General features: G+C 48.6%; 23 protein-coding genes and 1 other annotated feature. All 23 genes read left to right on the forward strand.

Features of this window, described 5'->3' with window-relative positions:
- Window positions 1-12: 12 nt before the first annotated feature.
- The 23 genes from hemL (at window position 13) to obgE (ending at window position 23,757) form a co-directional block, all read left to right on the forward strand.
- On the forward strand, window positions 13-1,308 hold the full coding sequence (gene hemL / locus AM231_RS02890; RefSeq protein WP_054401277.1) for a glutamate-1-semialdehyde 2,1-aminomutase: 1,296 nt from the start codon (window positions 13-15) through the stop codon (window positions 1,306-1,308).
- Entirely contained in the window at window positions 1,305-2,213 is a 909-nt protein-coding gene (locus tag AM231_RS02895) for an RluA family pseudouridine synthase (protein WP_054401278.1), read from the forward strand. Before hemL ends, AM231_RS02895 begins: the two co-directional genes overlap by 4 nt.
- Before the next feature lie 163 nt (window positions 2,214-2,376).
- Window positions 2,377-3,729, forward strand: coding sequence for a LysM peptidoglycan-binding domain-containing protein (locus AM231_RS02900; protein ID WP_054401279.1), 1,353 nt, complete (start codon window positions 2,377-2,379; stop codon window positions 3,727-3,729).
- Between the two features lie 212 nt (window positions 3,730-3,941).
- Window positions 3,942-4,242 (forward strand) — a binding site (T-box leader).
- Window positions 4,243-4,352: 110 nt separating this feature from the next.
- The gene (locus tag AM231_RS02905; protein WP_054401280.1) at window positions 4,353-7,022 is read left to right on the forward strand and encodes a valine--tRNA ligase; all 2,670 of its coding nucleotides are present in this window, start codon (window positions 4,353-4,355) and stop codon (window positions 7,020-7,022) included.
- Window positions 7,023-7,056: 34 nt separating this feature from the next.
- On the forward strand, window positions 7,057-8,433 hold the full coding sequence (locus AM231_RS02910; protein WP_207383593.1) for a bifunctional folylpolyglutamate synthase/dihydrofolate synthase: 1,377 nt from the start codon (window positions 7,057-7,059) through the stop codon (window positions 8,431-8,433).
- A 6-nt stretch (window positions 8,434-8,439) separates the two neighbouring features.
- A complete protein-coding gene (gene murC, locus AM231_RS02915) occupies window positions 8,440-9,816 on the forward strand; it encodes a UDP-N-acetylmuramate--L-alanine ligase (RefSeq protein WP_054401282.1) in 1,377 nt (458 codons plus the stop codon).
- 196 nt (window positions 9,817-10,012) lie between these two features.
- On the forward strand, window positions 10,013-11,236 hold the full coding sequence (locus AM231_RS02920) for an SPOR domain-containing protein (RefSeq protein WP_054401283.1): 1,224 nt from the start codon (window positions 10,013-10,015) through the stop codon (window positions 11,234-11,236).
- Window positions 11,237-11,363: 127 nt separating this feature from the next.
- The gene (locus tag AM231_RS02925; RefSeq protein WP_053489390.1) at window positions 11,364-11,606 is read left to right on the forward strand and encodes a DUF4321 domain-containing protein; all 243 of its coding nucleotides are present in this window, start codon (window positions 11,364-11,366) and stop codon (window positions 11,604-11,606) included.
- Window positions 11,607-11,633: 27 nt separating this feature from the next.
- Window positions 11,634-12,245: a Maf family protein gene (locus AM231_RS02930; protein ID WP_054401284.1), complete on the forward strand. Its 612-nt coding sequence runs from the start codon at window positions 11,634-11,636 to the stop codon at window positions 12,243-12,245.
- An 87-nt stretch (window positions 12,246-12,332) separates the two neighbouring features.
- Window positions 12,333-13,022 (forward strand): RadC family protein, encoded by a 690-nt coding sequence (radC, locus tag AM231_RS02935; protein ID WP_054401285.1) that lies wholly within the window; start codon window positions 12,333-12,335, stop codon window positions 13,020-13,022.
- Between the two features lie 38 nt (window positions 13,023-13,060).
- The gene (locus tag AM231_RS02940) at window positions 13,061-14,095 is read left to right on the forward strand and encodes a rod shape-determining protein (protein ID WP_053489387.1); all 1,035 of its coding nucleotides are present in this window, start codon (window positions 13,061-13,063) and stop codon (window positions 14,093-14,095) included.
- Between the two features lie 58 nt (window positions 14,096-14,153).
- Complete coding sequence (gene mreC, locus AM231_RS02945) at window positions 14,154-15,029, forward strand: rod shape-determining protein MreC (protein ID WP_054401286.1); 876 nt, start codon at window positions 14,154-14,156, stop codon at window positions 15,027-15,029.
- Window positions 15,026-15,553 (forward strand): rod shape-determining protein MreD, encoded by a 528-nt coding sequence (mreD, locus tag AM231_RS02950; protein ID WP_054401287.1) that lies wholly within the window; start codon window positions 15,026-15,028, stop codon window positions 15,551-15,553. The genes mreC and mreD overlap by 4 nt, the downstream gene beginning before the upstream one ends.
- 82 nt (window positions 15,554-15,635) lie before the next feature.
- Window positions 15,636-16,298, forward strand: a complete 663-nt coding sequence (minC, locus tag AM231_RS02955; protein WP_054401288.1) for a septum site-determining protein MinC — start codon at window positions 15,636-15,638, stop codon at window positions 16,296-16,298.
- Between the two features lie 3 nt (window positions 16,299-16,301).
- Entirely contained in the window at window positions 16,302-17,096 is a 795-nt protein-coding gene (minD, locus tag AM231_RS02960) for a septum site-determining protein MinD (RefSeq protein ID WP_053489383.1), read from the forward strand.
- A gap of 176 nt (window positions 17,097-17,272) precedes the next feature.
- Window positions 17,273-18,166 (forward strand): M23 family metallopeptidase, encoded by an 894-nt coding sequence (locus tag AM231_RS02965; RefSeq protein WP_054401289.1) that lies wholly within the window; start codon window positions 17,273-17,275, stop codon window positions 18,164-18,166.
- Window positions 18,159-19,022: a M50 family metallopeptidase gene (locus AM231_RS02970; protein ID WP_054401290.1), complete on the forward strand. Its 864-nt coding sequence runs from the start codon at window positions 18,159-18,161 to the stop codon at window positions 19,020-19,022. Before AM231_RS02965 ends, AM231_RS02970 begins: the two co-directional genes overlap by 8 nt.
- A 117-nt stretch (window positions 19,023-19,139) precedes the next feature.
- A complete protein-coding gene (locus AM231_RS02975) occupies window positions 19,140-20,372 on the forward strand; it encodes an Rne/Rng family ribonuclease (RefSeq protein WP_054401291.1) in 1,233 nt (410 codons plus the stop codon).
- Window positions 20,373-20,535: 163 nt separating this feature from the next.
- A complete protein-coding gene (gene rplU / locus AM231_RS02980; RefSeq protein WP_006208810.1) occupies window positions 20,536-20,847 on the forward strand; it encodes a 50S ribosomal protein L21 in 312 nt (103 codons plus the stop codon).
- A gap of 13 nt (window positions 20,848-20,860) precedes the next feature.
- Window positions 20,861-21,193, forward strand: coding sequence for a ribosomal-processing cysteine protease Prp (locus tag AM231_RS02985; protein ID WP_054401292.1), 333 nt, complete (start codon window positions 20,861-20,863; stop codon window positions 21,191-21,193).
- A 17-nt stretch (window positions 21,194-21,210) separates the two neighbouring features.
- The gene (rpmA, locus tag AM231_RS02990) at window positions 21,211-21,522 is read left to right on the forward strand and encodes a 50S ribosomal protein L27 (RefSeq protein WP_053489378.1); all 312 of its coding nucleotides are present in this window, start codon (window positions 21,211-21,213) and stop codon (window positions 21,520-21,522) included.
- 170 nt (window positions 21,523-21,692) lie between these two features.
- Window positions 21,693-22,433, forward strand: coding sequence for a Spo0B domain-containing protein (locus AM231_RS29820; protein ID WP_242615060.1), 741 nt, complete (start codon window positions 21,693-21,695; stop codon window positions 22,431-22,433).
- Window positions 22,434-22,446: 13 nt separating this feature from the next.
- Window positions 22,447-23,757: a GTPase ObgE gene (gene obgE / locus AM231_RS03000; RefSeq protein WP_053489377.1), complete on the forward strand. Its 1,311-nt coding sequence runs from the start codon at window positions 22,447-22,449 to the stop codon at window positions 23,755-23,757.
- Window positions 23,758-23,862: the final 105 nt, after the last annotated feature.

The following is a 23,862-nucleotide window of genomic DNA, read 5'->3' on the forward strand; positions in this document are numbered from 1 at the left end:
GGAGTGCATAAGATGAGCCAAAATTTGCGAAAAGAAGAAATGTCGCGTTCTGCTTTTGAAGAAGCGAAGCAATATATTCCTGGTGGTGTTAACAGTCCTGTCCGGGCTTTTAAATCTGTAGGACTAACACCTATTTATATCGATCGTGGAGAAGGCAGCAGGGTATATGACATCGATGGCAACAGCTTTATCGATTATGTAGGTTCTTGGGGACCGCTGATTATGGGTCATGCACACCCTGAGGTTGTTGAAGTACTTCAAGAGACCGCAGCCAAGGGTACCAGCTTCGGAGCACCCACCCTCTTGGAGACGAAGATGGCGAAACTTGTCTGCGAGCGCGTGCCGTCCATCGAAGTTGTGCGCATGGTGAATTCCGGTACGGAAGCTACCATGAGTGCCATTCGTTTGGCTCGTGGTTATACGGGACGCAGCAAAATCATCAAATTCGAAGGCTCGTATCACGGTCATGCAGACAGCCTCCTCATTAAGGCAGGATCGGGTATCGCAACGCTGGGATTACCTGATAGTCCTGGTGTGCCGGAAAGTGTCGCTTCCAATACCATTGCGGTCCCGTATAATGACCTGGAATCCGTTCAACTGGCTTTTGAACGGTTTGGCGAGGAGATCGCCGCAGTTATCGTTGAACCGGTAGCGGGCAATATGGGCGTAGTCCCTCCGCAGCCAGGTTTCCTCGAAGGTCTCCGCAAGGTAACATCCGACTACGGCAGCGTACTTATATTCGATGAGGTTATGACGGGATTCCGCGTCGATCTGAATTGCGCGCAAGGACGCTATGGCGTTACGCCGGATTTGACATGCCTGGGCAAGGTAATCGGCGGTGGTTTGCCAGTAGGTGCTTACGGGGGCAAGCGTGAGCTAATGGATCAGATCGCTCCGGCAGGGCCGATCTATCAGGCAGGGACATTAAGCGGTAATCCGCTGGCTATGGCAGCTGGCTATACGACCTTGAACCTGTTGACGCCTGCCGTCTATGAACAGCTGGAGGAACGGGGAGCCCGCCTTCAGGCTGGATTCGAGCGTAACGCGAAGGAGTTTGGCATTCCGCTTACGATCAATCGCATCGGGTCCATGGTGTGTCCGTTCTTCACCGATACACCGGTCGTGAATTTTGATACAGCAAAGATAAGCGATCTGGATCGCTTCCGTCAATATTTCGCAGCGATGGTACAAGAGGGAGTCAGCGTACCTCCTTCTCAATTCGAAGGTATGTTCATCTCCGCAGCTCATACGGTGGAAGATATTGATGCTACGATTGAAGCCAACTACCAAGCTTTCAAAAGCCTATGAGTTACACGGGCAGATGGAGCAAACGGGGTGAATGGCTGGAGATGACACCCGGCAAGGCGCTGTTGAACCAGCCGGATCGGATTGAGGCCACAGCCAAGTGGCTTCTGGAAACAGTCGGTATGCCCGAGAAACTGTATCGCAAGCTTCATCATGAGCAAGGGATTCAATGGAGGGGGGACCGGCTGCGGCTGGTCCTTTTTCCTTATCGGGATTATGGTATCGAACCGAGATGGCAGGAACTTCATGTATTATATGAGGATGATTTTTGCCTCGTCGTGAACAAACCGGCGGGCATGGCGGTCCATCCAGACGGCGAGAGCACGGAGATAACGCTGAATCATGTGGTAGCCGCATATTATGAAGCCGCAGGGCTTCATACGGCTGTTCGGCATATCCATCGGCTGGATAAGGATACAACAGGCCCAGTGCTTTATGCCAAGAATGAATTTGCGCAGTTGAAGCTGGACGAAGCTATGCGAGAGAAGAAGGTTGTCCGGATCTATGCAGCTATCGTTGAGGGGCGGGTGTCTTCGGACCTGCAGAGAATCGATTTGCCAATCGGCAAGGACCGCTACCACGCAAGTCGCCGCAGGGTTTCATTAACCGGGCAGGCTGCGATTACGCATATTTTATCGTCCGAGGTATATCCCAAGGCAAGTCTATTGCAAGTTCGTCTAGAAACGGGCCGGACGCATCAAATTCGAGTTCACCTCAGTCATATGGGACATCCGATACTGGGAGACTCCTTATACGGTGGATCGGCCGTATTTCCACGCCAAGCGCTGCATGGCGAACGCTTGTTGTTTGATCATCCCCTAACGGGGGAGACGCTTGAGGTACTCGCTCCTTGGCCTCAGGATATGGTGAATTTAAGAGAGCGAATCATAGAGACGGCAGATCGTTAGAGAACGGTTCATCAACCACAATAAGCCTGTAACTTTCTTGCACAATTCGTAAAAAAGTCATGCACTTTTATTTTTGGCATATAGATAAATTGAGTGGCAAAACTTAGGCTCATGCCGTGATGACAGGTCACGGATAGTATATGCCAAAAAGGAGGACATTCCCGTGTTTGACCAGTCCTACGGATTGCGGTTCGACATTTACGAGCGAATTATTTTAACGGAAGATTTACCGGGAATTGATGAATTGGAAGAGGCGGAGTTGATTCCGCATATCCAGGTGATCAGCCAGCAGGATCAGGCCACGCTGCGAGGGCATCTGCTTCTTGCAGGCCTGTATAAAGGGGACACTGAAGCAGGGGAAACGGAACCGCTTGAACACTGGATTCCTGTCGAAATCACAGTCCCTATGAATCGTGTATCCTCATTGGATGATATCGCGGTCGAGATTGAGAATTTTGATGTTGATCTATTATCTAAACGCAGCTTGAACATTACAGGTGTTTTATCTCTTAAAGGAATTCAGGCAGCTGCTCCGGGGGGCCGAGACCAAGGATGGGCCAATGAGGAATTCACAGTGGTACATGCTCCTGAAACGCCTGATTTTTATCCTAACACCGAACAGCAGACCGCAGCCAATCCGTATGAACAACTTCAAGGCGAAAGAGATGATGCTGAATCTCATACAGATTCCCCTTCTTACTTTAGTGAAGCCCAATCCCAAACCCAGGAGAGCCAGGCTGACGTTCGAACACAGCAGTATCTGACGTCCTGGTCACAATTTGAGAAGCAAACCCGTAATTCAGAGGATGCTGATAATGCAGCAAGCTTCTCGGATGCGCCGGAAGCCCCTGATTCAATCGAATATGTCTTACATAACGAGACGGACACTCAGACAGCTGAGCCTTCGATTCCAAGTGTATGGCAATTCGAGCGGAACACTAGTCAGCCGGAGGCGCTTCAGGAAGAGTCCACAGCTGATTTTCCAGGTATTGCAGAGCGAAAAGAAGAAGAGGTGGAAGCCTTACCTGTACTCGAATCTGGAGTCACGGAGGAAGCGGAAGCCGTCTTCGCAGAAGGGACCTTGACTGCAGAGACAGCAGCCGAGGAAGCTTCCATTAAAGCGGATGAGGTTCCGGCTAAGCCGGAGTTAAAGGTCGCTTTCAGCACCAAGGACAGCAGCTTAACTAACAGCACATCGGGCTTAGGCTTCTCTTCGTTGCTTCAATCGAGCAGAACAGTTCAGGATCAGGATCAAGCTGCCCGTGACGAGGAAGTGGAAAAGGATGAGCTGGCAGAGCCTGCATTGACTGAGGATGTGGAATGGAAAAGTCTGTTTTTGGGCAGCCGTCGTGAGGATACGCCGTTCCGCAAGGTACGGATGTGCATTGTTCAGCGTGAGGAGACACTTGATTTGATAGCAGAGCGGTACCAACTAACGCCGCGAGAGCTTTTGTTATATAATCGGATGTCCGAGCAGACGGTGGAGGAAGGACAGGTATTATATATTCCGCAATAAATGCTTGAAGATACAGATTTTTGTATAGGAGCAGGTCAAGGATATTTCTTGGCCTGCTCTTCGTTTGTGTGTAAAAAGACTAATTTTGTCAGATGATATTTATTTGCTGCAGCAGGTATGATGTCAAAATCGTTTGGAAACACTCGAAATATTGACTATATGCAACAACCACGGTATATTTGAATAGAATATGTACAGGTATTTCAAAAGCTTGAATAACGTTGAACGGGAAGAGTAGGAAGGTATGGCCTTCAGAGAGCGGAATTGCTACCGAGCGCTGTGAGATTCCGCAGGAACCAGCTTACCGAAGTCGCCCCGGAGTTGCGGACTTGAGAGAGAGTAGGGAATTAATCGCTACCCTGGTTAGAGTTCGCCGGCCGCAGCCGTTATCTGCGTAAAGTGTCGTGCTTGACCGGAAGCCTTTCATGTACACCGTGGAAGGACAACGGTTGATGAACCATGTAAGCACGAAACAAAGGTGGTACCGCGAGAGAACAGTCTTTCGTCCTTTGAGGACGAAGGGCTTTTTTTGTTTCACGCTATACTTTCTTTTTATGCCACGCTTGGAGATAACAATATTCTGGCTTGGCCAAACTGATGAACCGTATCGGAGGTACGAAAATATGGAACAAAAACAAAACCAATCCCAATTAGAAATGCCAACGACATATGATCCTAAGGCAGCGGAACAAAAATGGTATCCGTATTGGAAGGAAGGCGGCTTCTTTGAAGCCGGCAAACGACCGGACGCGGAGCCCTATACCATTGTTATTCCTCCTCCCAATGTGACGGGGATGCTTCATATCGGTCACGCGCTTGACTTCACATTGCAGGATATTCTGATCCGCGTGAAGCGGATGCAAGGCTATGATGCATTGTGGCTGCCAGGTTCTGACCATGCGGGCATTGCGACACAAACCAAAGTTGAGCAGAAGCTCCGGGAAGAAGGCGTTACCCGTTATGATCTGGGACGCGAGAAGTTTCTGGAGAAAGTATGGGAATGGAAAGACCTGTACGCGAATACGATTCGTGACCAATGGTCCAAGATCGGCTTGTCCCTGGATTACTCCAGAGAACGTTTCACCCTCGATGAAGGGTTGTCAGAAGCGGTTCGGGAAGTATTCGTTAAGCTCTATGATAAGGGGCTCATATACCGCGGCAAACGCATCATTAACTGGGATCCGGCTGCACGCACGGCTTTGTCCGATATTGAAGTGGAGTACAAGGAAGTAAACGGTCATTTGTACCATCTGCAATATCCCCTGAAAGACGGCAGTGGCTTCATAACCGTGGCAACGACGCGTCCGGAGACCATGCTTGGCGATACGGCGGTTGCTGTACATCCTGAGGATGAGCGTTATAAAGATATGATTGGCAAGACCTTGGTTCTGCCGATAGTAGGCCGAGAAATTCCGGTCATCGCTGATGAATATGTTGAGAAAGATTTTGGAAGCGGTGCTGTTAAAATCACGCCTGCCCATGATCCGAATGACTTCGAGATGGGTCTTAGACATGATCTGCCGCAAATTACAGTAATGGATGAGTCCGGGACGATGAATGAATTCGCAGGTAAGTATCAAGGCCTTGACCGGAGCGAATGCCGCAAGCAGATCGTAAGCGACATGAAGGAATCGGGTGTACTTCTTCGTATCGAAGACCACGTCCACCAGGTTGGTCATAGCGAAAGATCCGGCGCGGTAGTTGAGCCTTATCTGTCCACGCAGTGGTTCGTTAAGATGCAGCCGCTTGCCGAAGCAGCTGTTGATGCACAGAAATCCGGCAAGGGCGTTAACTTTGTGCCTGACCGGTTTGAGAGAACCTACCTGCATTGGATGGAGAATGTTCGTGATTGGTGTATTTCCCGTCAATTGTGGTGGGGGCATCGAATTCCGGCCTGGTATTCTGAATCTACCGGCGAAGTGGTTGTCGCCATGAATGAAGAAGAGGCGCGTGCGAAGCTTGGCAAGGATGATCTGAGACAGGATGAAGATGTGCTGGATACCTGGTTCAGTTCTGCTTTGTGGCCGTTCTCGACTATGGGCTGGCCGAACCTGGACAGCGAGGATTTCAAACGTTATTACCCGACAAGCGTGCTCGTAACGGGTTATGATATTATTCCGTTCTGGGTATCACGCATGATCTTCCAAGGGCTTGAATTTACGGGTCAAATGCCGTTTAAAGATACGCTTATCCATGGTCTGGTACGGGATAGCGAAGGCCGCAAAATGTCCAAGTCCCTCGGCAACGGTATCGACCCGCTGGAGGTTATTGAACAGTATGGCGCAGATGCCATGCGCTATATGATATCGACCAGCAGTACGCCGGGTCAGGATCTTCGGTTCCGCTGGGAACGCGTGGAACAAGCGCGTAACTTCGCGAACAAGATCTGGAACGCTTCACGTTTTGCCTTGATGAATCTGGATGGCTTTACAACCGCAGATATCGACATTTCTGGGGAGCTGGGAACAGCAGATCGGTGGATTTTACATCGTCTGAACGAAACTTCTCGTGACATTACGCGTCTTATTGATGCCTACGAATTTGGCGAAACCGGTCGATTGCTCTACAATTTCATCTGGGATGATCTGTGTGACTGGTATATTGAGTTTGCCAAGCTGTCCTTGTACGGCGAAGATCAAGCAGCTAAGAAAAAAACGCAATCGGTACTGGCTTATGTACTGGACCGCACGATGCGCTTGATCCATCCATTCATGCCTTTCATCTCCGAAGAAATCTGGCAGCATTTGCCGCATGAGGGTGAGACCGTTATGCTGGCTTCATGGCCGACCTATGATGAGGCATTTGAGAACGCGGAAGCCGTTACCGAAATGAATCTGTTGATGGATGTCATTCGCGCTGTTCGCAACATCCGGGCAGAAGTGAACGTACCGATGAGCAAAAAAGTAGAGCTGCAATTAAAACCGGTAAGCGGGCAAGTAGCCAGCATCATCGATCGTAATGCGGACTATATCCGTCGTTTCTGTAACACGTCAGAGTATGAATCTTCCTCTGAACTGGAAGCTCCAGATAAAGCAATGACCGCCGTGGTTACAGGTGTTGAAATGTACCTGCCACTTGCCGGATTGATCGATATCGCTCAGGAGATTACGCGTCTGGAGAAGGAAATTCTGCACTTGAACAGCGAAGTCGAGCGCGTAGAGAAGAAGCTGAACAATCCTGGTTTCGTATCAAAAGCACCGGAGAAGGTGATTGAGGAAGAACGGGCGAAGCTTGCGGATTACTCGGACAAACGTAGTAAAGTAATTGCGCGCATCGAAGAATTGAGAGGCTGAGGACAAGATGAATCAAGACCAGAAGGTGAGTACGATGGTTGATCAATCGGAAGCTGCAGTGGCAGCTCCGTTCCAAACCTATGACGAAGCGGTAGCTTGGATCAATGGGCTGATTCCATTTGGAATCCGTCCTGGCATGGAGAGAATTCAGCGATTAATGGAGCTTCTTGGACATCCCGAGCGTCGTTTGAAATTCATTCACGTGGCCGGCACGAATGGAAAAGGCTCCACCTGCGCTTTTTTAACAAAGGTTCTTCTTGAAGGAGGATTTACGGTTGGTACCTACACTTCTCCTTATATAACGAAGTTCACCAATCGGTTTCAGTATAACGGCGAGGACATACCGGAAGAAACGCTGCTTGAGCTCGCAAATCGCTTGGAGCCGCTTGTGGCTGAGATTGCAGATTCGGGACTGGGTTCGCCGACGATGTTCGAGGTATCCACAGCGCTTGCGATTCTATATTATGGCGAGGTATCATATCCGGACGTTGTGGTATGGGAAACGGGGCTTGGCGGTCGCCTTGATGTGACCAATATCGTTCATCCCATCATTTCGGTGATCACCAACATCGGGATGGATCACACGGATGTTCTGGGGGATACCATTCAAGAGATTGCCATGGAGAAGGCAGGCATTATCAAGCCCGGAGTTCCTGTCGTAAGCACGGTAACCCAGCCTGAGGCTGTCGAGATTCTGAAAGAAACGGCAGAAAAAAATCGAACGAGTCTTTATCTCGTAGACGAGCAATTCTCCTATAAACGACTGCATGGGAATGAGGAAGGTCAGACTTTCCATTTTTCGGGTCCTTTCCGGGACATGGAGCTGGAGATTTCGATGCTTGGTGAGCATCAATGCGCGAATGCCGCGCTTGCCATGATGACGTTAGAAGTGCTCCGCCAGTATATGGCCTTTATTGTGGATGATAAAGAATTACGCACTGGGTTTAAAGATGCTTTCTGGGCGGGAAGACTGGAACAAGTGCAGTCTAATCCTCGGATTGTTCTCGATGGTGCGCATAATCCCGAAGGTGCTGAATCGTTGGCTAAGAGCTTGCCACAGATCTATAAATATCGGAAACTGAACTTCATGATGGGAATGCTGGCAAATAAGCATCATGAATCGTATTTGCAGCATATACTGCCAATAGTGGATACGCTTATCCTGACTGAACCGGATTTCAGGAAGAAACTGGACGCCAAGGCGTTTGCCGACATCGTAGAGCAGGTAAGGGAGAAATACGCCAAACATACACTGCAAATCATCATAGAACCAAATTGGAAAAACGCACTTGAAGAGTTGAAGTCACGGACGGAAGCGGAGGATCTTGGGGTGGTGTCGGGCACGTTGTACCTGATTGCCGACGTGCGTTCCAACCTCCTGGGTCTTTCCGATTCTGAAAAAGGTTGGTGATATCTGTTGAATACATCGGAACATGTTCATTTTATAGGAATTGGCGGCTACGGGATGAGCGCCATTGCAAGAGTTATGCTGGAGATGGGTTATAAAGTCACGGGTTCTGACGTGGCATCGCAAGAATTAACAGAAAAACTGGCGGCCAAGGGCGCCAAAATATACATTGGACATACCGCCGAGCAAGTTCAAGGTGCGGACCTTGTAGTTTACTCTACGGCGCTGTCCAAAGACAATGTGGAGCGAGTCGAAGCAGAAAAGCTGAACATTCCAGTTCTTCACCGCGCACAGATGCTGGCGCGTCTGTTGAACGAACGCAAAGGTGTCGCCGTAGCGGGTGCTCACGGTAAGACTACCACTTCGTCCATGATCGCACTAGTGATGGAAGAGTGTGGTGTGGACCCGACGTTTATTATCGGCGGAGAAATTATGAATGTTGGCACAAATGCTAAAGCGGGTGAAGGTGAGCACGTAGTGGCAGAAGCGGACGAGAGCGATGGTTCCTTCCTGCAATATCACCCATGGCTCGGAGTTGTCCTCAACATTGAAGCTGATCATCTGGAGAATTACGAAGGAGATTTCAATCGCCTCAAGGCTGCCTACGTACAATTCCTCAGTCAAATCAAGCCAGACGGTACGGCGGTTGTATGCTCGGATGATAATAATATTCAGGCTATTTTGCCTGATCTCAAATGCAACGTCACCACCTATGGCATTCATTCGGAGGCTGAATATACGGCAACCGATGTGGTGCTTGGCGACCGGCATGTTAGCTTTACGATGCTTCATAACGGTACGGAGCTAGGCAAGATAGAATTGTCTGTACCAGGCAAACATAATGTCTACAATGCCATGGCTACGGTAATATGCTGTTTGAAGGGCGGCATCTCTTTTGAAGCGATTGCCGAGGCCATTGTGAAGTTCAACGGAGCAAAGCGCCGCTTCCAGGTGCTTGGCGAAGCAGACGGCATTCTGGTTATTGATGACTATGCGCATCATCCAACAGAGATTGAGGCAACGATTAGTGCTGCGAAAGCAACAGGGAAACGGATTATTGCTGTTTTCCAGCCGCAGCGGTATTCAAGGACCTTTTTCCTTCTGGACGCGTTTAGCCGTGCATTCGGGGAAGCGGATGAAGTCATTATCACCGACATTTATTCTCCTGCCGGCGAGAAGCAGATCGAGGGAATCAGTTCCGGGAAGCTGGTGGAGCTGATTGTCCAGAACAGCAACGCCAATGCTCGATATTTGCCTTCCAAAGAGGATGTCCTGGCTGATCTCAAAGATCGTCTAAAGGACGGCGATCTTGTAATTACGATGGGTGCGGGTGATATTTGGAAAGTCGGCACAGCCTTAGCGGAGACTATTAAAGGCAAACAATAAATGAAGTACACAAATGTCTTGCTGTGTAGGGAAGCATGAATTAGTTCATGTGAAAGAATAGCTGCACCGGCATTCCATTAAGGGCTGATCAAGATGCTCTCTTGATCGGCCCTTTTTGTTTTATTCCGGCATACTCATAAGTTGTCTCGCTTGATCATATAGCTAGGGATAGAAGGGACAAGTGAGGTGTGTTGATATGAATAAAGCAAGAATGACGATTCGTTTTGAACCCAATCCACCCAAAGAAACTCAACATGATCAACTGCGCGTCGTTCCGCCTATCAGGGAGAGGGAAGATGACGGTGATGAAACTGATCCGGAATGGAGACCCCTGCCAAATAACCGTTCCAGAGGTCGATTAGCAGAGGAAAGAAGACGTCTGGACCAAAATGATGGCTGGCTGAGTGGGGACGCGTCCGTGCAAGAGGATATATATTATGATGCGCGTGAGGAGCATTATGATCTTCATCCTGATCTCCATCGTGAGAGCGTCGACATGGAAGTGAACGACAATCGTTGGAGCCATGGGTACGAGTCGGATCTATACGAGTCTCCAGCCGATGATCACAGCTATTATCGTTCACGCAAACCAACCTCCTTGTGGAAGATGATTTTATCTGTTTCGGCTGCTGTCATAACGGGATTGCTGTTTGGGTATATGATGCTGTCTATGTTTAACGGTGAAAATGCAAGCGAGAAACCTGCAGCGGAACAGGTGGAGAGCCAGATTGCAGGCAATCCAGCTAAGGATGATTCATTCGGGGGAATGGAGTCTACATTAACCCCCGATTTAATTGAGTCGGGCGTTCACGTTCCTGGTCAACTGTTTTATATGCTCCAATACGGAGTATTTAGCACGTCCGAACGGGCCGCACAAGCGAGAGTGGAACTGGAGCAGTCCGGTATTGCAGCCGGTGGTGATCTGGATGAAGAGAACCGTGTTTACGCGGGAATATCACCTGACCGCGAGCAAGCCAAGCTGCTTAGTAATCAGCTTATGGCCGAAGGTGTAGAATTATATGTAAAGGAAATCACGCTTCCGGGCATAGAGTCAGCAGCATTTGCTGGTGAGGGGCAGACGCTGAGTGACTATTTTACGGTAAGCGGGCAGCTGGTTTCGGAGCTGAGTACACTATCAGTTTCCCTGCTTGGTATGCAGCAGACGGAATCGGTGACGCCTCAGATCATGAACACGATCACAAATCTGCATCAACAGTGGATTCAAATATGGCCATTGCTGTCCGCAGGCTTGGGTCCAGAGTCTGAGACCGTGCTGCCGGAGATGGAACAGTCGATGAATAGTTCGATCACCGCGCTCTTCGAATATAACAAAAATCAATCCAAGGGGCATTTGTGGGAGATTCAGACGGGTATGATGAACTATGTTATGGGTCAAAAGAAACTCCTGGAAGGCCTATAAATTCAAATTTACGTAAAATCCGGCTTGGAACTGGAAATAGTTCCCCCTGCCGGATTTCTGTTTGTATTGCTTATCGATTCACCGTATAATAAATAGGGTGTCAAAAAATGGCGAGGGAAGATGATGCATGAAGAAAAACAAAGGAATGCTCATCCTGTTTTTGCTGCTAGGGTGGCTAACAGGAACATGGCTTGCCAAGGCGCTTGAACCTGTTAAGGCTTTGTCGTTTCTGACGTCTTCTACACCCATCAAGTGGTCGCCTCAAGCCGATTTTGACATTATTCGTTATGACATTAACCTTGAACTTAACTTTTGCCTGCTAAGCCTGATCGGCATTATCGCTGCCATTTGGTTATACCGCAGGCTCTAAGACATTTGACAAAGGAGATTAACCCCCTTGAAAGAGAAGAGAAACCGCCGCATTATATTGGCCTCCACCTCTCCTCGACGTCAGGAATTGATTGCTTCCCTTCGTATCCCATTTGGAATTATGCCTAGTGAAGCGGATGAGAACACTCCGGATGGGTGGTCGCCAGAGCGAATTGTGGAATCACTGGCACTACGAAAAGCGGAAGCGGTTCTTCATAAGCTGACGGATGATCAGGGAGATGGTATCATTGTGGGAAGCGACACGATTGTAGTTGTGGATGGGCATGTCTTGGGAAAACCCGTAGATCATGCTGACGCTGCAAGAATGTTGTCCATGCTTCAGGGGAGAGCTCACTTTGTGTATACGGGTGTGGCTTGCATTGATCAAAGCTCAGGTGATAAACAGGTTTCGCATCGTGTGACGACCGTCAAGATGAAATCGTTAAGTGCAGATGCGATCACAGCCTATGTGAAGAGTGGTGAACCTGCTGACAAAGCAGGCTCGTATGCGATTCAGGGTCTGGGAGCAACCATCGTGGAGGGAATTGAGGGCGATTATTTTAACGTTGTTGGCCTTCCTCTTTCTTTGCTGTCGGACATGCTGTCTGCAATGGGAATGGATGTATTAACCGATTTATAGATATATCGAACAACGGCATCCGAATGTAAGGAGTATCCTGAAGTTTGGCTGACCTGCTGACTTAAATTTTAGAAAAGAGGGGAATATATGGAGTCGCCAACATTATTGCTGCGCGACATCCCCCATGATGAACGACCACGAGAGCGCATGATGCAATATGGGGCGAGCGCTTTAAGCCATGCAGAATTGCTGGCGATATTGCTTCGGACTGGAACACGTCAGGAATCTGCCGTACATATAGCTCAGCGGTTGCTCAATGAAGCAGGCGGCATCCGGCAGCTCGTTGATTTTAGCATTGACGAAATTAAGCAAATCAAAGGAATTGGTAATGTAAAGGCTGTCCAGCTGAAGGCTGGCATCGAACTTGGACGGCGCTTGGCCGCATCTCGGCATGTGGAGCCGATTATAATCCGTAGTCCGCATGACGCGGCAGAGCTGCTAAGTGAACAGTTGCGCTATTTACAAAAAGAGCATTTTGTCTGTGTATTTTTAAATACGAAAAATCATGTCATTGCCCAGGAGACGTTATCGATGGGGAGCCTAAACTCCTCTATCGTCCATCCTCGCGAGGTGTTCAGAGCTGCCATCAAATGTAGCAGTGCATCCTTGGTATGTGCGCATAACCATCCAAGCGGAGATCCGACGCCAAGTCCGGAAGATATTTCACTGACTGCGCGATTAGTGGAAGCGGGACAGATTGTCGGGATCGACGTACTGGATCATCTGATCATTGGGGACGGATCGTTTGTAAGTTTGAAGGAACGGGGCTTGATGTAATATAATAGTTCAGATTGACGAAGAAAGGGAGATACTTCATGTTAGGTGGTTTTACGAAAGATTTGGGAATCGATTTGGGGACGGCCAATACGCTGGTTTATATTCGTGGGAGAGGAATTGTCGTTAGAGAGCCTTCGGTGGTTGCTCTGCGTACAGATACAAAAAGTATCGAAGCTGTCGGTGAATCGGCTAAGAAGATGATTGGACGGACACCGGGCAATATCCGTGCTATCCGACCGATGAAAGACGGTGTCATTGCTGATTTTGATACGACAGCTACAATGATTAAATATTTTATTCGTCAAGCGCAGAAGCAGCGTTCCATCTTCCCTCGTCATCCAAATGTGATGGTGTGCGTGCCTTCCGGCATTACAGCGGTAGAGCAGCGCGCGGTTGAAGATGCTACCAAGCAAGCAGGAGCGCGTGAAGCCTACACGATTGAAGAACCATTTGCGGCCGCCATCGGTGCGGACTTGCCTGTGTGGGAACCTACCGGCAGTATGGTCGTTGATATTGGCGGAGGTACGACCGAGGTTGCGGTCATTTCACTTGGCGGCATCGTAACGAGTCGTTCTGTGCGTGTTGCAGGCGATGAAATGGATGAATCTATCATCTCTTATATCAAACGTCAGTATAACTTGATGATTGGTGAACGCACATCGGAATTGCTCAAGATGGAAGTAGGTTCTGCAATGCCACTGGAGACCGTGGAAACAATGGAAATTCGCGGTCGCGATTTGGTTACAGGCTTGCCTAAGACGCTTACCATTACTTCTGACGAGATTAGCGAAGCATTGGCGGATACCATCAATGCCATCGTGGAAGCGGTCAAAGTGACGCTTGAGAAATGCCCTCCTGAGCTTGCTGCCGATATTATGGATCGCGGCATTGTGCTTACCGGAGGTGGGGCATTGCTTCGCAATCTGGATAAGCTGCTTGCAGAAGAGACTGGCATGCCGGTAATCGTAGCGGAGAATCCGCTGGATTGCGTAGCGATTGGCACAGGTAAAGCGCTCGATAACATTCATTTGTTTAAATCCCGGAGCAGCTCTGCCGTCCGTTCCAAACGGTAGAAATCTGATAAAACGTGTAAACCCCTAATGGTGGGAGAGAAAAACAGTAAGTTAGAGGGTGTTGCAACTGTTTAAGCTGCTAGGCAATAAGCGTTTGTTTATTATGCTCATCGGGCTGGTAGCGTTTATCGCTATTATGGGGTTTACGCTCGGCCCGAGAGCTTCTTTATCTTGGCCTGAAAAATTCGTCAAAGATACGGTTGGATTTGTGCAAAGTGTGTTTTATAAGCCCGCTTCTTATATAGCGGGTTTCTTTGAAGATGTACGGAACATGAAGGGGATCTATGAAGAGAATGAGGAGCTGCGCCGGGCGGTTGCGCAGTATTCGCGAGAGAGTGCGAATTACAATACGATGAAAGCCAAGTACGACAAGCTTCAGGAAAATCTCAGATTTACTGAAAACCAGAAAAACCGGGATAAATACGATTTCCGTACGGCAGAAGTGCTCAGTGTTAACTCGGATCCGAACAATCGGACACTTGTCGTCAATTTGGGTGAGCGCGACGGAATCCGACCGAACATGTCGGTCACCACGGTCGACGGCATGGTCGGCATCATTAGCAATGTCAGCAATTTCACCTCTACAGTGAAGCTGCTGACTACGATGGATGCCCAGGATCCGAATCCGCAGCCGATCTCGGTTACGGCGATCGGCAAGGAGGACAAAACGTTTGGCGTGGTCGAGAGCTACGATGAGAAGACGAATACGCTGCTTATGACGCGCATTTCGGAAGATGATCCGATTAAGAAAAAAGATAAGATCATTTCATCCGGTGCCGGAGGCGTTATTCCTCAAGGCATGATCATCGGAGAAGTCATTAGCGTTCAAACAAGCCAATACGGTCAGAGCAGAACGGCTACGATCACTCCTGCCGCCAAATTCGAGGACTGGAGATACGTCATTATCGTGGTTACCCCTGAGGAGCCGAAATGATGGCGCGCAAGCAGATTCTCATCCTCCTGTTGTTCGTGTTGTTTATTCTACAGGGTACGGTGTTCTTCTGGTTAACGCCAAGCTCGCTGCAGCTTCAGATTTATCCTAATTTCGTGCTGGTTTGTTTATTCTTTGTCTCGGTCTATTACCATCGCCATACCGGATTGGTGCTCGGCTTGATCTTTGGCATGCTGCACGACATCGTGTATTACGGCGAGATGATTGGCTCTTATTCATTTGCTATGGGCGTATCCGCATATCTGGTGGGACTCGTATTCAAATCCCCGCGGGCGCCTCTGCCTATGATGATGACGATAATTATCCTGGGGAGTTTATTATTTGATAGTACGCTCTTTGGCATATATAAGGTATTTCGACTCAATCCGACTTCCTATAATTGGTCGCTGCTTCATCATATGCTTCCCAATCTCCTTGTTCATTTTGCTTTTGCTCTGGTGATTTATGTTCCCCTTCGCAAACAGATTGAGCTGATTACGAAGAACCAGAGAAGGAAGGCATCCTGAGCTCCCAATATGACATTTTACTAGAATAGCAGGAACTTGAAGGTTTGAGCGCGAAATGTATAGGGATGGGAGGGACAGGCTTATGGCTGTAAAATCCAATCATGTGACGATTAAAGGCATAAAAGATGGCCTGGTATTCCTGCTTGACGATCAGTGCGAGCTGGAGGAATTGCTCAGCGAGCTGCGCTATAAGCTGGAGCATAGTCATCAGAATATCTTGACCGGACCTATTATTCATGTGGATGTGAAGCTTGGGTCCCGGCAAATTACCGAAGAAGAGAAGCAGACGATTCTTGATATATTGAAGCAAAAGGGCAATCTGCTGATTCGCAATGTGGAATCACCGCCGCTTGAGTCCGAGCTCGTTCCGGAGGAAAAGCTTACACTTAAGACGGGGATGGTGCGTTCCGGACAGGTGCTGCATCATGACGGCGACCTCTTGTTTCTCGGCGATGTGAATCCCGGTGGAACCATTACCTGTACTGGCGATATATACATATTGGGCGCTTTGCGCGGAACAGCGCATGCGGGCGTAGACGGAAATGAAGAAGCTATAATCGCAGCCTCTTATTTTGCCCCTACCCAGCTTCGTATCTCCCAGATGATCAGCAGACCGCCGGATGAATGGGAGACACGGGAAACGGTCATGGAGTTTGCATATTTGAAGGACGGGAGCATGAAGATCGACAAGATCAGTAATATATCACGTTTGGGTCGGGATTTTAATGTGTTTAAAGGGGTGTAGAACATGGGAGAGGCAATCGTCGTAACTTCAGGTAAAGGCGGAGTCGGTAAAACGACGACATCGGCGAACATCGGCACAGCGTTAGCACTGTTAGGTAAAAAAGTGTGTCTGGTTGATACGGATATCGGTCTTCGTAATTTGGATGTCGTGATGGGCCTGGAAAACCGGATTATATACGATTTGTGCGACGTTGCAGAAGGGCGCTGCCGTCTTAACCAGGCGCTGATCAAGGACAAGCGCTTTGATGAGCTGTACATGCTTCCAGCAGCCCAGACCAAAGACAAGAATGCCATTTCTCCAGATCAGGTAAAAGATATTGTACTTGAATTGAAAAAGGAATTCGAATACGTCATTATCGACTGTCCGGCTGGAATCGAGCAGGGCTTTAAGAATGCGATCGCCGGTGCAGATAAAGCGATCGTGGTCACGACACCGGAGAATGCGGCTGTGCGCGATGCAGATCGCATTATCGGTCTGTTGGAAAGCTCACATGTCGAGTCACCGAAACTCGTGGTGAACCGGATTCGCCCGAATATGGTGAAAACCGGCGATATGCTGGAGATTGAAGATGTATTGCAGGTGTTGAATATAGACCTCATCGGTATCGTGCCTGATGATGAAATGGTCATCAAGGCGGCCAACATCGGAGAACCTACCGTCATGAATCCGGATTCCCAGGCTGCAATCGCTTATAGAAACATCGCCCGGCGAATCTTGGGTGATACCGTTCCTTTGATGCAAATCCATCAGAAAAAAGGAATGTTCACAAAATTTAAAAAGTTTTTTGGAATGGGTTAGAGCATGTAATCTGAACCGGTGCCGCGAGGCGCCGGTTTTTTTAAAAGCTACTCTTTCATTCATGAGCTGTGGTGTCCCCAAAACTTCAATTTCCTCTTAATGAAGGCTTGTTCTAAATTTCTTTAATATCCTCATAGGATAGATTAAAGAATACTAGCCCCAGGGGGGAAAGACTAATGGACATCAAAAATTCAGTCAAGAACCGAAGAGAAGCCCGAATACGAGAGTTATTGGAAGGAGAACAGTCGCCAATACTGTCCAACGCGTCGTCCAGAACTGTTCCTTTGGAAAGAATATCAGGGAATTTTGATGATCATAAGACGAATGTCATACAGAATCACACAATACGTCAAGCTAAGACCGAGCCGGATCCTGAGCGACTTTGGAAGCAAGGGCATCGTGGCTGGTATGATCCCCTTGATGTTGATCCTGGAGAACCGCCCAAGAGGGCTTCTTTTCTGCCAGGGTTGATGCGCCGCATCCTAGTGAGTGTATTGGTATTTGGATTGACATGGGGGGTATTTTCATTTCAGCAGCCGTGGGCACTTCGAACACAGGCCTTTATCATAGAAGGGCTGAGTACGGAGATGGATTTTCAGGCGGCCCAAGTGTGGTATGAGGAGTATTTTGGAAGTGCGCCTTCATTTATCCCGATTTTTGGACAAACCGACGAGCATTCTACGAAGGTCAACGCGGGCACTTCTTTGGTCTCCCCATTGTCTGGAAAGGTGGTCCAATCCTTTGCCGTGGATCTCAAAGGGATTGTTTTAGAGGCCGGAGGGGGTTCTTTAGCGGAGCGGGCGGTTAAAAGTATAGAGACCGGGCGTGTACTTGAGGTCAAGAGACACCCGGAGAACGGTATCACAGTTGTCATACAGCATACAGGTGACAGAACTGCGCTGTATAGCAGGCTGGCGGAAACTTCGCTTAAGACGAATGATTGGGTGCAAGGCGGAGATATCATTGGCACATTGGCATCTTCAAGCACGGGCAGTCCTCCTTCCCTTTATTTTGAACTTAAAGAGGGGGAGCGGGATGTCGATCCTGCGGAAGTGATACCGCTTGATTAAGTTTAGGGGAACGGTATTGTCGCTGCATCCTCTCTTTGTTATCGTCATGCTGGCATCTGTATTTACCGGCCGCTTTTTGGAATTGCTGATCTTGTTCATGATCGTATTTATTCATGAACTGGGACATGCTGCCGCAGCAGCAGCGATGGGGTTCAAAGTACGAGCCATTCAGATGCTGCCGTTCGGCGGGGTAGCTGTCATTGAAGATGACGGCAAGATGACCGCCATGAAGGAAATCGGAATTGCACTCGCGGGCCCGCTGCAAAATGTTTTCATGATTGGAATCACGTTGGCATGCAGATGGGCAGGATGGGGAGACGAGCAATTACTGACTTATATTATTCAAGGCAATATTATGATTGCGCTGTTTAATCTGCTTCCGATTATGCCTTTGGACGGCGGCAAAGTACTGCAGGCTGTCATCAGCCTCCTGGCACCTTACCATGCTACTCTGCTGTGGGCTTCCCTTGCAGGATTTCTGTGCAGCTTGTTGATGATCGGATACGGATTGCAGCCGTTATTCTCTGGCGGAGGCGTTCGTTTAAATGTCGTGATGATCGGTTGCTTTTTGGCCTACTCCAATTTTGAAGATTATCGAAATGTGCATTATCGTTTCATACGGTTCCTATTCAATCGGAATTCGATTTATGAACGAGATCCGGACGGACTCGGTCCCGCTCAGCCTATCGTTGCAGATTCTTCGAAACCTTTGGACGATATCATGCGTCTATTTAAACGAGAGAAGTATCATCTGATTTATGTCATGAGCGGTCGGGGGAGTTTGCTCGCCGTCGTTCCCGAGCAACATGTGATTTCTTCTTATTTTTCATCCAATGGTCCACCCTGGCAAGCGTAAATCGTAGACAACATGAGGAAGACACAGGGTGGTCCTACATTCCTATCCGTTCACATTGTTAGTGGTGGTGATAGGATAAAAAAACAGAATATCGTCTTCCATTTGAGGGGTGAAGCCATGAGGCAAATGATAGTTCATTGTGAACATGAGACCATTCAGATGGCCCTCATCGAAGATGGGAGGTTAGCCGAATTCGCTGTGGAGCGAAGTCGTGAGCAGAGTGTCGTTGGAAGCTTTTATATGGGCAGGGTAGTGAATGTCTTGCCAGGGATGCAGGCGGCTTTTGTAGATATCGGGCTGAAAAAGAACGCATTTTTATATATTGATGATGTGCTGCATCCTCATCTAGAGAAGCAGCCCAAGCAGAAACCATCGATCTCGCAGCTGCTGACGGTTGGTCAAGAACTGGTCGTACAGGTGATGAAGGAACCAAGAGGCGGCAAGGGAGCAAGAGTGACTACTCACTTTTCACTTCCCGGTAGATGCATGGTGTACATGCCCACTGCGGATTATGTTGCTGTCTCCAAGAAAATCGGGCGTGATGCGGAAAGAGCAAGACTCAAGAGCATTGGCGAACAGCTCCGCAAGGACGAAGAGGGGATCATTATCCGAACGGTATCGGAGGACGAGCCTCTGGAATTTCTCAGCGGAGATCTTGAATATTTGCGAAAAGAATGGACACGGATTCTCGACAAGGCCAAGCATTCATCCGCCCCGGCGCTTCTTCATCGGGATTTAGGCTTGCTGCAGCGGTTTATCCGGGACTCGTTTGATCCGCTTCATGATGAGCTCGTGATTGACAGCAAGCAAAGAGGTGAGGAAACCAAAAGTTATTTGAAGGAAATTGTTCCTGACACAGAGCCCAAGGTTACATACTATTCGGAAGGTGTCCCCATTTTTCAAGCGTACGGGTTGGATGAACAGTTGAGAGCCAGCTTTGCAAGAAAAATCACGCTTCCTGAGGGTGTGACCATCGTTGTAGACGAAACGGAAGCTATGACCATCATGGATGTGAATACAGCCAAGTATATCGGTGGTGAGAATTTTGAGGAAACGGTGCTGAATACCAACCTCCTGGCTGCGCAGCAGATTGCAAGAATATTGCGGCTTTGGGATATTGGTGGAATCATCATTGTTGATTTCATTGATATGGATCGTGAAGAGCACCGGCAGCAGGTCGTTTCCGCCATGGAGGATGTGTTGCGCAGGGACCGTACCAAGAGTTTTGTTGTGGGATGGACAAAGCTGGGCCTGCTTGAGATGACACGTAAAAAAGCTCGGGAGAGCACGGCGCTTCCTTTTACCAAGCCTTGCAAAACATGCGGAGGTAGAGGCACTGTTATAGAGTAAATAGGTTGACGATGTATGGAGAATGTGATAATATCATTGGGTATGTGTTTAGTGATGGATTGCTGCACATGCTGTAACCGCTCCGGATGGGTTGGCAAGGACGTTTCTTTTGGAACGGACACCTTATACCAGGCGAGTCTGAGACATAGGGAGGTGCAAGCAAATGTACGCTATTATCGAAACAGGTGGTAAACAATACAAAGTTCAAGAGGGCGACGTATTGTTCATCGAGAAGTTGACTGCAGGTGACGGCGAGAGCGTGACTTTCGACCGTGTACTGGCCGTTTCTAAAGAAGACGGTTTGGTAGCAGGTACGCCGGTTGTTTCCGGTGCAACTGTAACTGCGAAAGTGGAGAAGCACGGTAAAGGCCGTAAGGTCGTTGTATACAAATACAAGCCGAAGAAAAACTACCACAAGAAGCAGGGTCATCGTCAACCTTATACTAAAGTAACCATCGAGAAAATCCAGGCATAAGTAGGTGCAGTGATTGATTACTGTACAAATACTACGCAGGGAAGATGGAGGAATCCATAGCTTTAAGGTAACGGGACATGCCGGATATGCCGATCCTGGAGAAGATATTGTATGTGCTGGAGTCTCCAGCATTACAGTGGGAACGGTCAATTCCATTGAAGCGTTAACCGGAACCGTTATGGAGACCCGGATGAAGGGCGGCTTTCTTAGCGCAAAGCTTCCGTCCAGTGCAGATGAATCCGTCTCCGGACAAGTTCAACTGCTTCTCGAATCCATGGTTGTTATGTTGCAGGGTATTGCCGGTTCATACGGCAAGTATATAAGAATACAAGAATTGACTACTTGAAGAAGGAGGTAGACAACATGTTGAAATTGGATCTTCAGTTATTCGCATCGAAAAAAGGTGTAGGTTCCACAAAGAACGGTCGTGATAGCCAAGCGAAACGTCTGGGTGTTAAGCGTGCAGACGGTCAAGCGGTATCTGGCGGCAGCATCTTGGTTCGTCAACGCGGAACGAAAATTCATCCAGGTACGAACGTGGGTATCGGTAAAGACGATACTTTGTTTGCGAAAGTTGACGGCGTTGTGAAATTTGAACGTTGGGGTCGTGATCGCAAGAAAGTGAGCGTCTACCCGGTTGATGTCGCTCCAGTAGCGGCTGCAGTAGAAGCTTAATCGTTTCTTAAACTGCATCAGAAGAAGCCTTCCGGCATCGTTGCCGGGGCTTCTTTTTTTGTGAAATTACTCAAGAATGATAATCAAGGGGGATGAACCGCCCCGAAAGTCTGTGATATACTTGGATTTGGTGAATGTAACCAATTGGTGTTGAAAGACGAGGAGAAGCGATGAAATCCTGGAAATGGATAGCAGCTGGGGCGGGGATAACCTCCGTAATACCGGTAGCTTGGATGGTATGGAAACCAACTTTGGCTGCAGGAGCAGTGTTAACGGCTTGGGTAATAGCCGCATCTGTCTTCGGGGCATGGCAAGTCCGAAGAATGGAGGAGCAAAGAGCGCAAGCCATCGTTCGGAATATCGAGCAGACGGCGATTCAGATGCTGAATCATCATCGTCACGATTGGATGAATGAGCTTCAAATTTTGTATGGCTACATTCAGCTTAGAAAACTTGATAAAACAGTGGCTTCTGTGGAAAGAATAAGAGACAGGATGGCGACGGAGAGTAGAATCTCCAAGTTAGGCATTCCTTCGCTGGTTTTTTACTTACATTCATATCGTTCGTTCAGCAGCAATCTGCAGCTTGATGTTGAAGTTGTGGATCAGGTTCAGCTGGAAGACAAAGTATCGCCACAAGCGGCAGAGTCTATTACCGAAGCGATCATTCAAACGGTGAGGGCTTTCCAATTGAGCGGAAAAGCGTCATGGGGAGAAGCCCGGCAGTTAACATTAACATTTATGCAGCAAGAGCATGAGCTGATTGTATGGGCTCAAGGGGAAGGAACCTTTGGAGAACCAGACAGCTTGAAACTTCAGATCGAACAATCCGTAAGAGGTGAAGGCATTCGGGTGGAACAGATGGAACCGGGAGAGATCTCCTATCGTTTGTATCTGCCGTTTGTGACTTGAGGAAGGTGATTTCATGTTTGTAGATAAGGCAAAAGTATATGTAAAAGGCGGCGACGGTGGCGATGGACTCATCTCATTCCGTCGTGAGAAATACGTTCCTGAAGGCGGACCTGCCGGCGGCGATGGCGGTAAGGGCGGCGACGTGATTTTCCGGGTGGATGAAGGACTGCGCACCTTGATGGACTTTCGTTACCAAAAGCATTTTAAGGCTAAGCGCGGGGAAAAAGGCCGAAATAAAAGTCAGCATGGTGCGAATGCGGACAGTATGATCGTTCGAATCCCTCCAGGTACGATCTTAATGGATGACGATACCGGTGAAGTGATTGGCGATTTGACCCGGCACGGACAGCAGGTTGTAGTTGCCCGTGGAGGACGCGGAGGACGAGGAAATATACGCTTTGCTACACCGAATAATCCGGCCCCAGAGCTTGCTGAGAACGGGGAGGAAGGCGAAGAACGCTACGTAACCATGGAGCTTAAAGTGATGGCTGACGTAGGTCTTGTCGGGTTCCCGAGCGTAGGTAAATCGACATTGTTATCGGTCGTGTCTGCGGCTCAGCCTAAGATTGGCGCCTACCACTTTACGACCATTACGCCGAACTTAGGTATGGTTGAGGTTGGAGATGGCCGCAACTTTGTGATGGCCGACCTGCCTGGTTTGATTGAAGGGGCCCATGAGGGTGTCGGACTAGGTCATGAATTCCTGCGGCATGTGGAAAGAACTCGCGTTATTATCCATGTAGTAGATATGGCCGGCACGGAAGGAAGAGACCCGTTTGAGGATTGGCAAAAAATCAATGATGAGATTAGGCTCTATAATCCTGTTCTCATCGAGCGGCCGCAAATTGTGGCAGCTAACAAAATGGACATGCCGGAAGCAGAAGAGTATTTGGCAACCTTCAAAGAAAAGGTGAAGGAAATTCGCCCTGACATCGAGGTCATGCCGATATCCTCGTTGACCCGACAAGGGATCCAAGAACTGCTATACCGAACGATCGATGTCCTGGAGAGCATACCGGATGAACCGGCTATTGAAGAAGTAACGGAGGTTGCCGAGCGTAAGGTTTATAAATTTAAGGCTCAGAACAATAACTCCTTTACCATTACCAGGGATAATGAAATGTATGTGGTACACAGTGAGAAGATTGAAGGGCTCCTAAAACGCATGCAGATGAATTCTCATGATGCCATCTTGAAGCTTGCACGAACAATGCGTCATATGGGTGTGGATGAAGAGCTTCGAAAACGCGGAGCGACGGATGGCACCATTGTACGAATTGGTGATTTTGAATTCGAATTTGTTGAAGGCAGCAGTTACTATTAATGCGCTAAAATCCCAATATGTAACCATAATACCGCAGGTCTGTCTAACAGCAGGCCAGCGGTATTTTTTTTGCATGTGAACACATCTGTTTCTTTTGAATCTACA

This window comes from Paenibacillus solani (genome assembly GCF_001277345.1).
Lineage (GTDB): Bacteria > Bacillota > Bacilli > Paenibacillales > Paenibacillaceae > Paenibacillus_AQ > Paenibacillus_AQ solani.

Excerpts from the sequence above, each read along its gene's own strand:
- minD (WP_053489383.1), top strand. The coding sequence starts at position 16,302 with ATGGGAGAGGCAATCGTCGTAACTTCAGGTAAAGGCGGAGTCGGTAAA.
- AM231_RS02895 (WP_054401278.1), top strand. The coding sequence starts at position 1,305 with ATGAGTTACACGGGCAGATGGAGCAAACGGGGTGAATGGCTGGAGATG.
- AM231_RS02975 (WP_054401291.1), top strand. The coding sequence starts at position 19,140 with ATGAGGCAAATGATAGTTCATTGTGAACATGAGACCATTCAGATGGCC.
- hemL (WP_054401277.1), top strand. The coding sequence starts at position 13 with ATGAGCCAAAATTTGCGAAAAGAAGAAATGTCGCGTTCTGCTTTTGAA.
- minC (WP_054401288.1), top strand. The coding sequence starts at position 15,636 with ATGGCTGTAAAATCCAATCATGTGACGATTAAAGGCATAAAAGATGGC.
- obgE (WP_053489377.1), top strand. The coding sequence starts at position 22,447 with ATGTTTGTAGATAAGGCAAAAGTATATGTAAAAGGCGGCGACGGTGGC.
- rpmA (WP_053489378.1), top strand. The coding sequence starts at position 21,211 with ATGTTGAAATTGGATCTTCAGTTATTCGCATCGAAAAAAGGTGTAGGT.
- mreD (WP_054401287.1), top strand. The coding sequence starts at position 15,026 with ATGATGGCGCGCAAGCAGATTCTCATCCTCCTGTTGTTCGTGTTGTTT.
- AM231_RS02910 (WP_207383593.1), top strand. The coding sequence starts at position 7,057 with ATGGTTGATCAATCGGAAGCTGCAGTGGCAGCTCCGTTCCAAACCTAT.
- AM231_RS02965 (WP_054401289.1), top strand. The coding sequence starts at position 17,273 with ATGGACATCAAAAATTCAGTCAAGAACCGAAGAGAAGCCCGAATACGA.
- rplU (WP_006208810.1), top strand. The coding sequence starts at position 20,536 with ATGTACGCTATTATCGAAACAGGTGGTAAACAATACAAAGTTCAAGAG.
- AM231_RS02925 (WP_053489390.1), top strand. The coding sequence starts at position 11,364 with ATGAAGAAAAACAAAGGAATGCTCATCCTGTTTTTGCTGCTAGGGTGG.
- AM231_RS02920 (WP_054401283.1), top strand. The coding sequence starts at position 10,013 with ATGAATAAAGCAAGAATGACGATTCGTTTTGAACCCAATCCACCCAAA.
- AM231_RS02940 (WP_053489387.1), top strand. The coding sequence starts at position 13,061 with ATGTTAGGTGGTTTTACGAAAGATTTGGGAATCGATTTGGGGACGGCC.
- AM231_RS29820 (WP_242615060.1), top strand. The coding sequence starts at position 21,693 with ATGAAATCCTGGAAATGGATAGCAGCTGGGGCGGGGATAACCTCCGTA.
- AM231_RS02905 (WP_054401280.1), top strand. The coding sequence starts at position 4,353 with ATGGAACAAAAACAAAACCAATCCCAATTAGAAATGCCAACGACATAT.
- radC (WP_054401285.1), top strand. The coding sequence starts at position 12,333 with ATGGAGTCGCCAACATTATTGCTGCGCGACATCCCCCATGATGAACGA.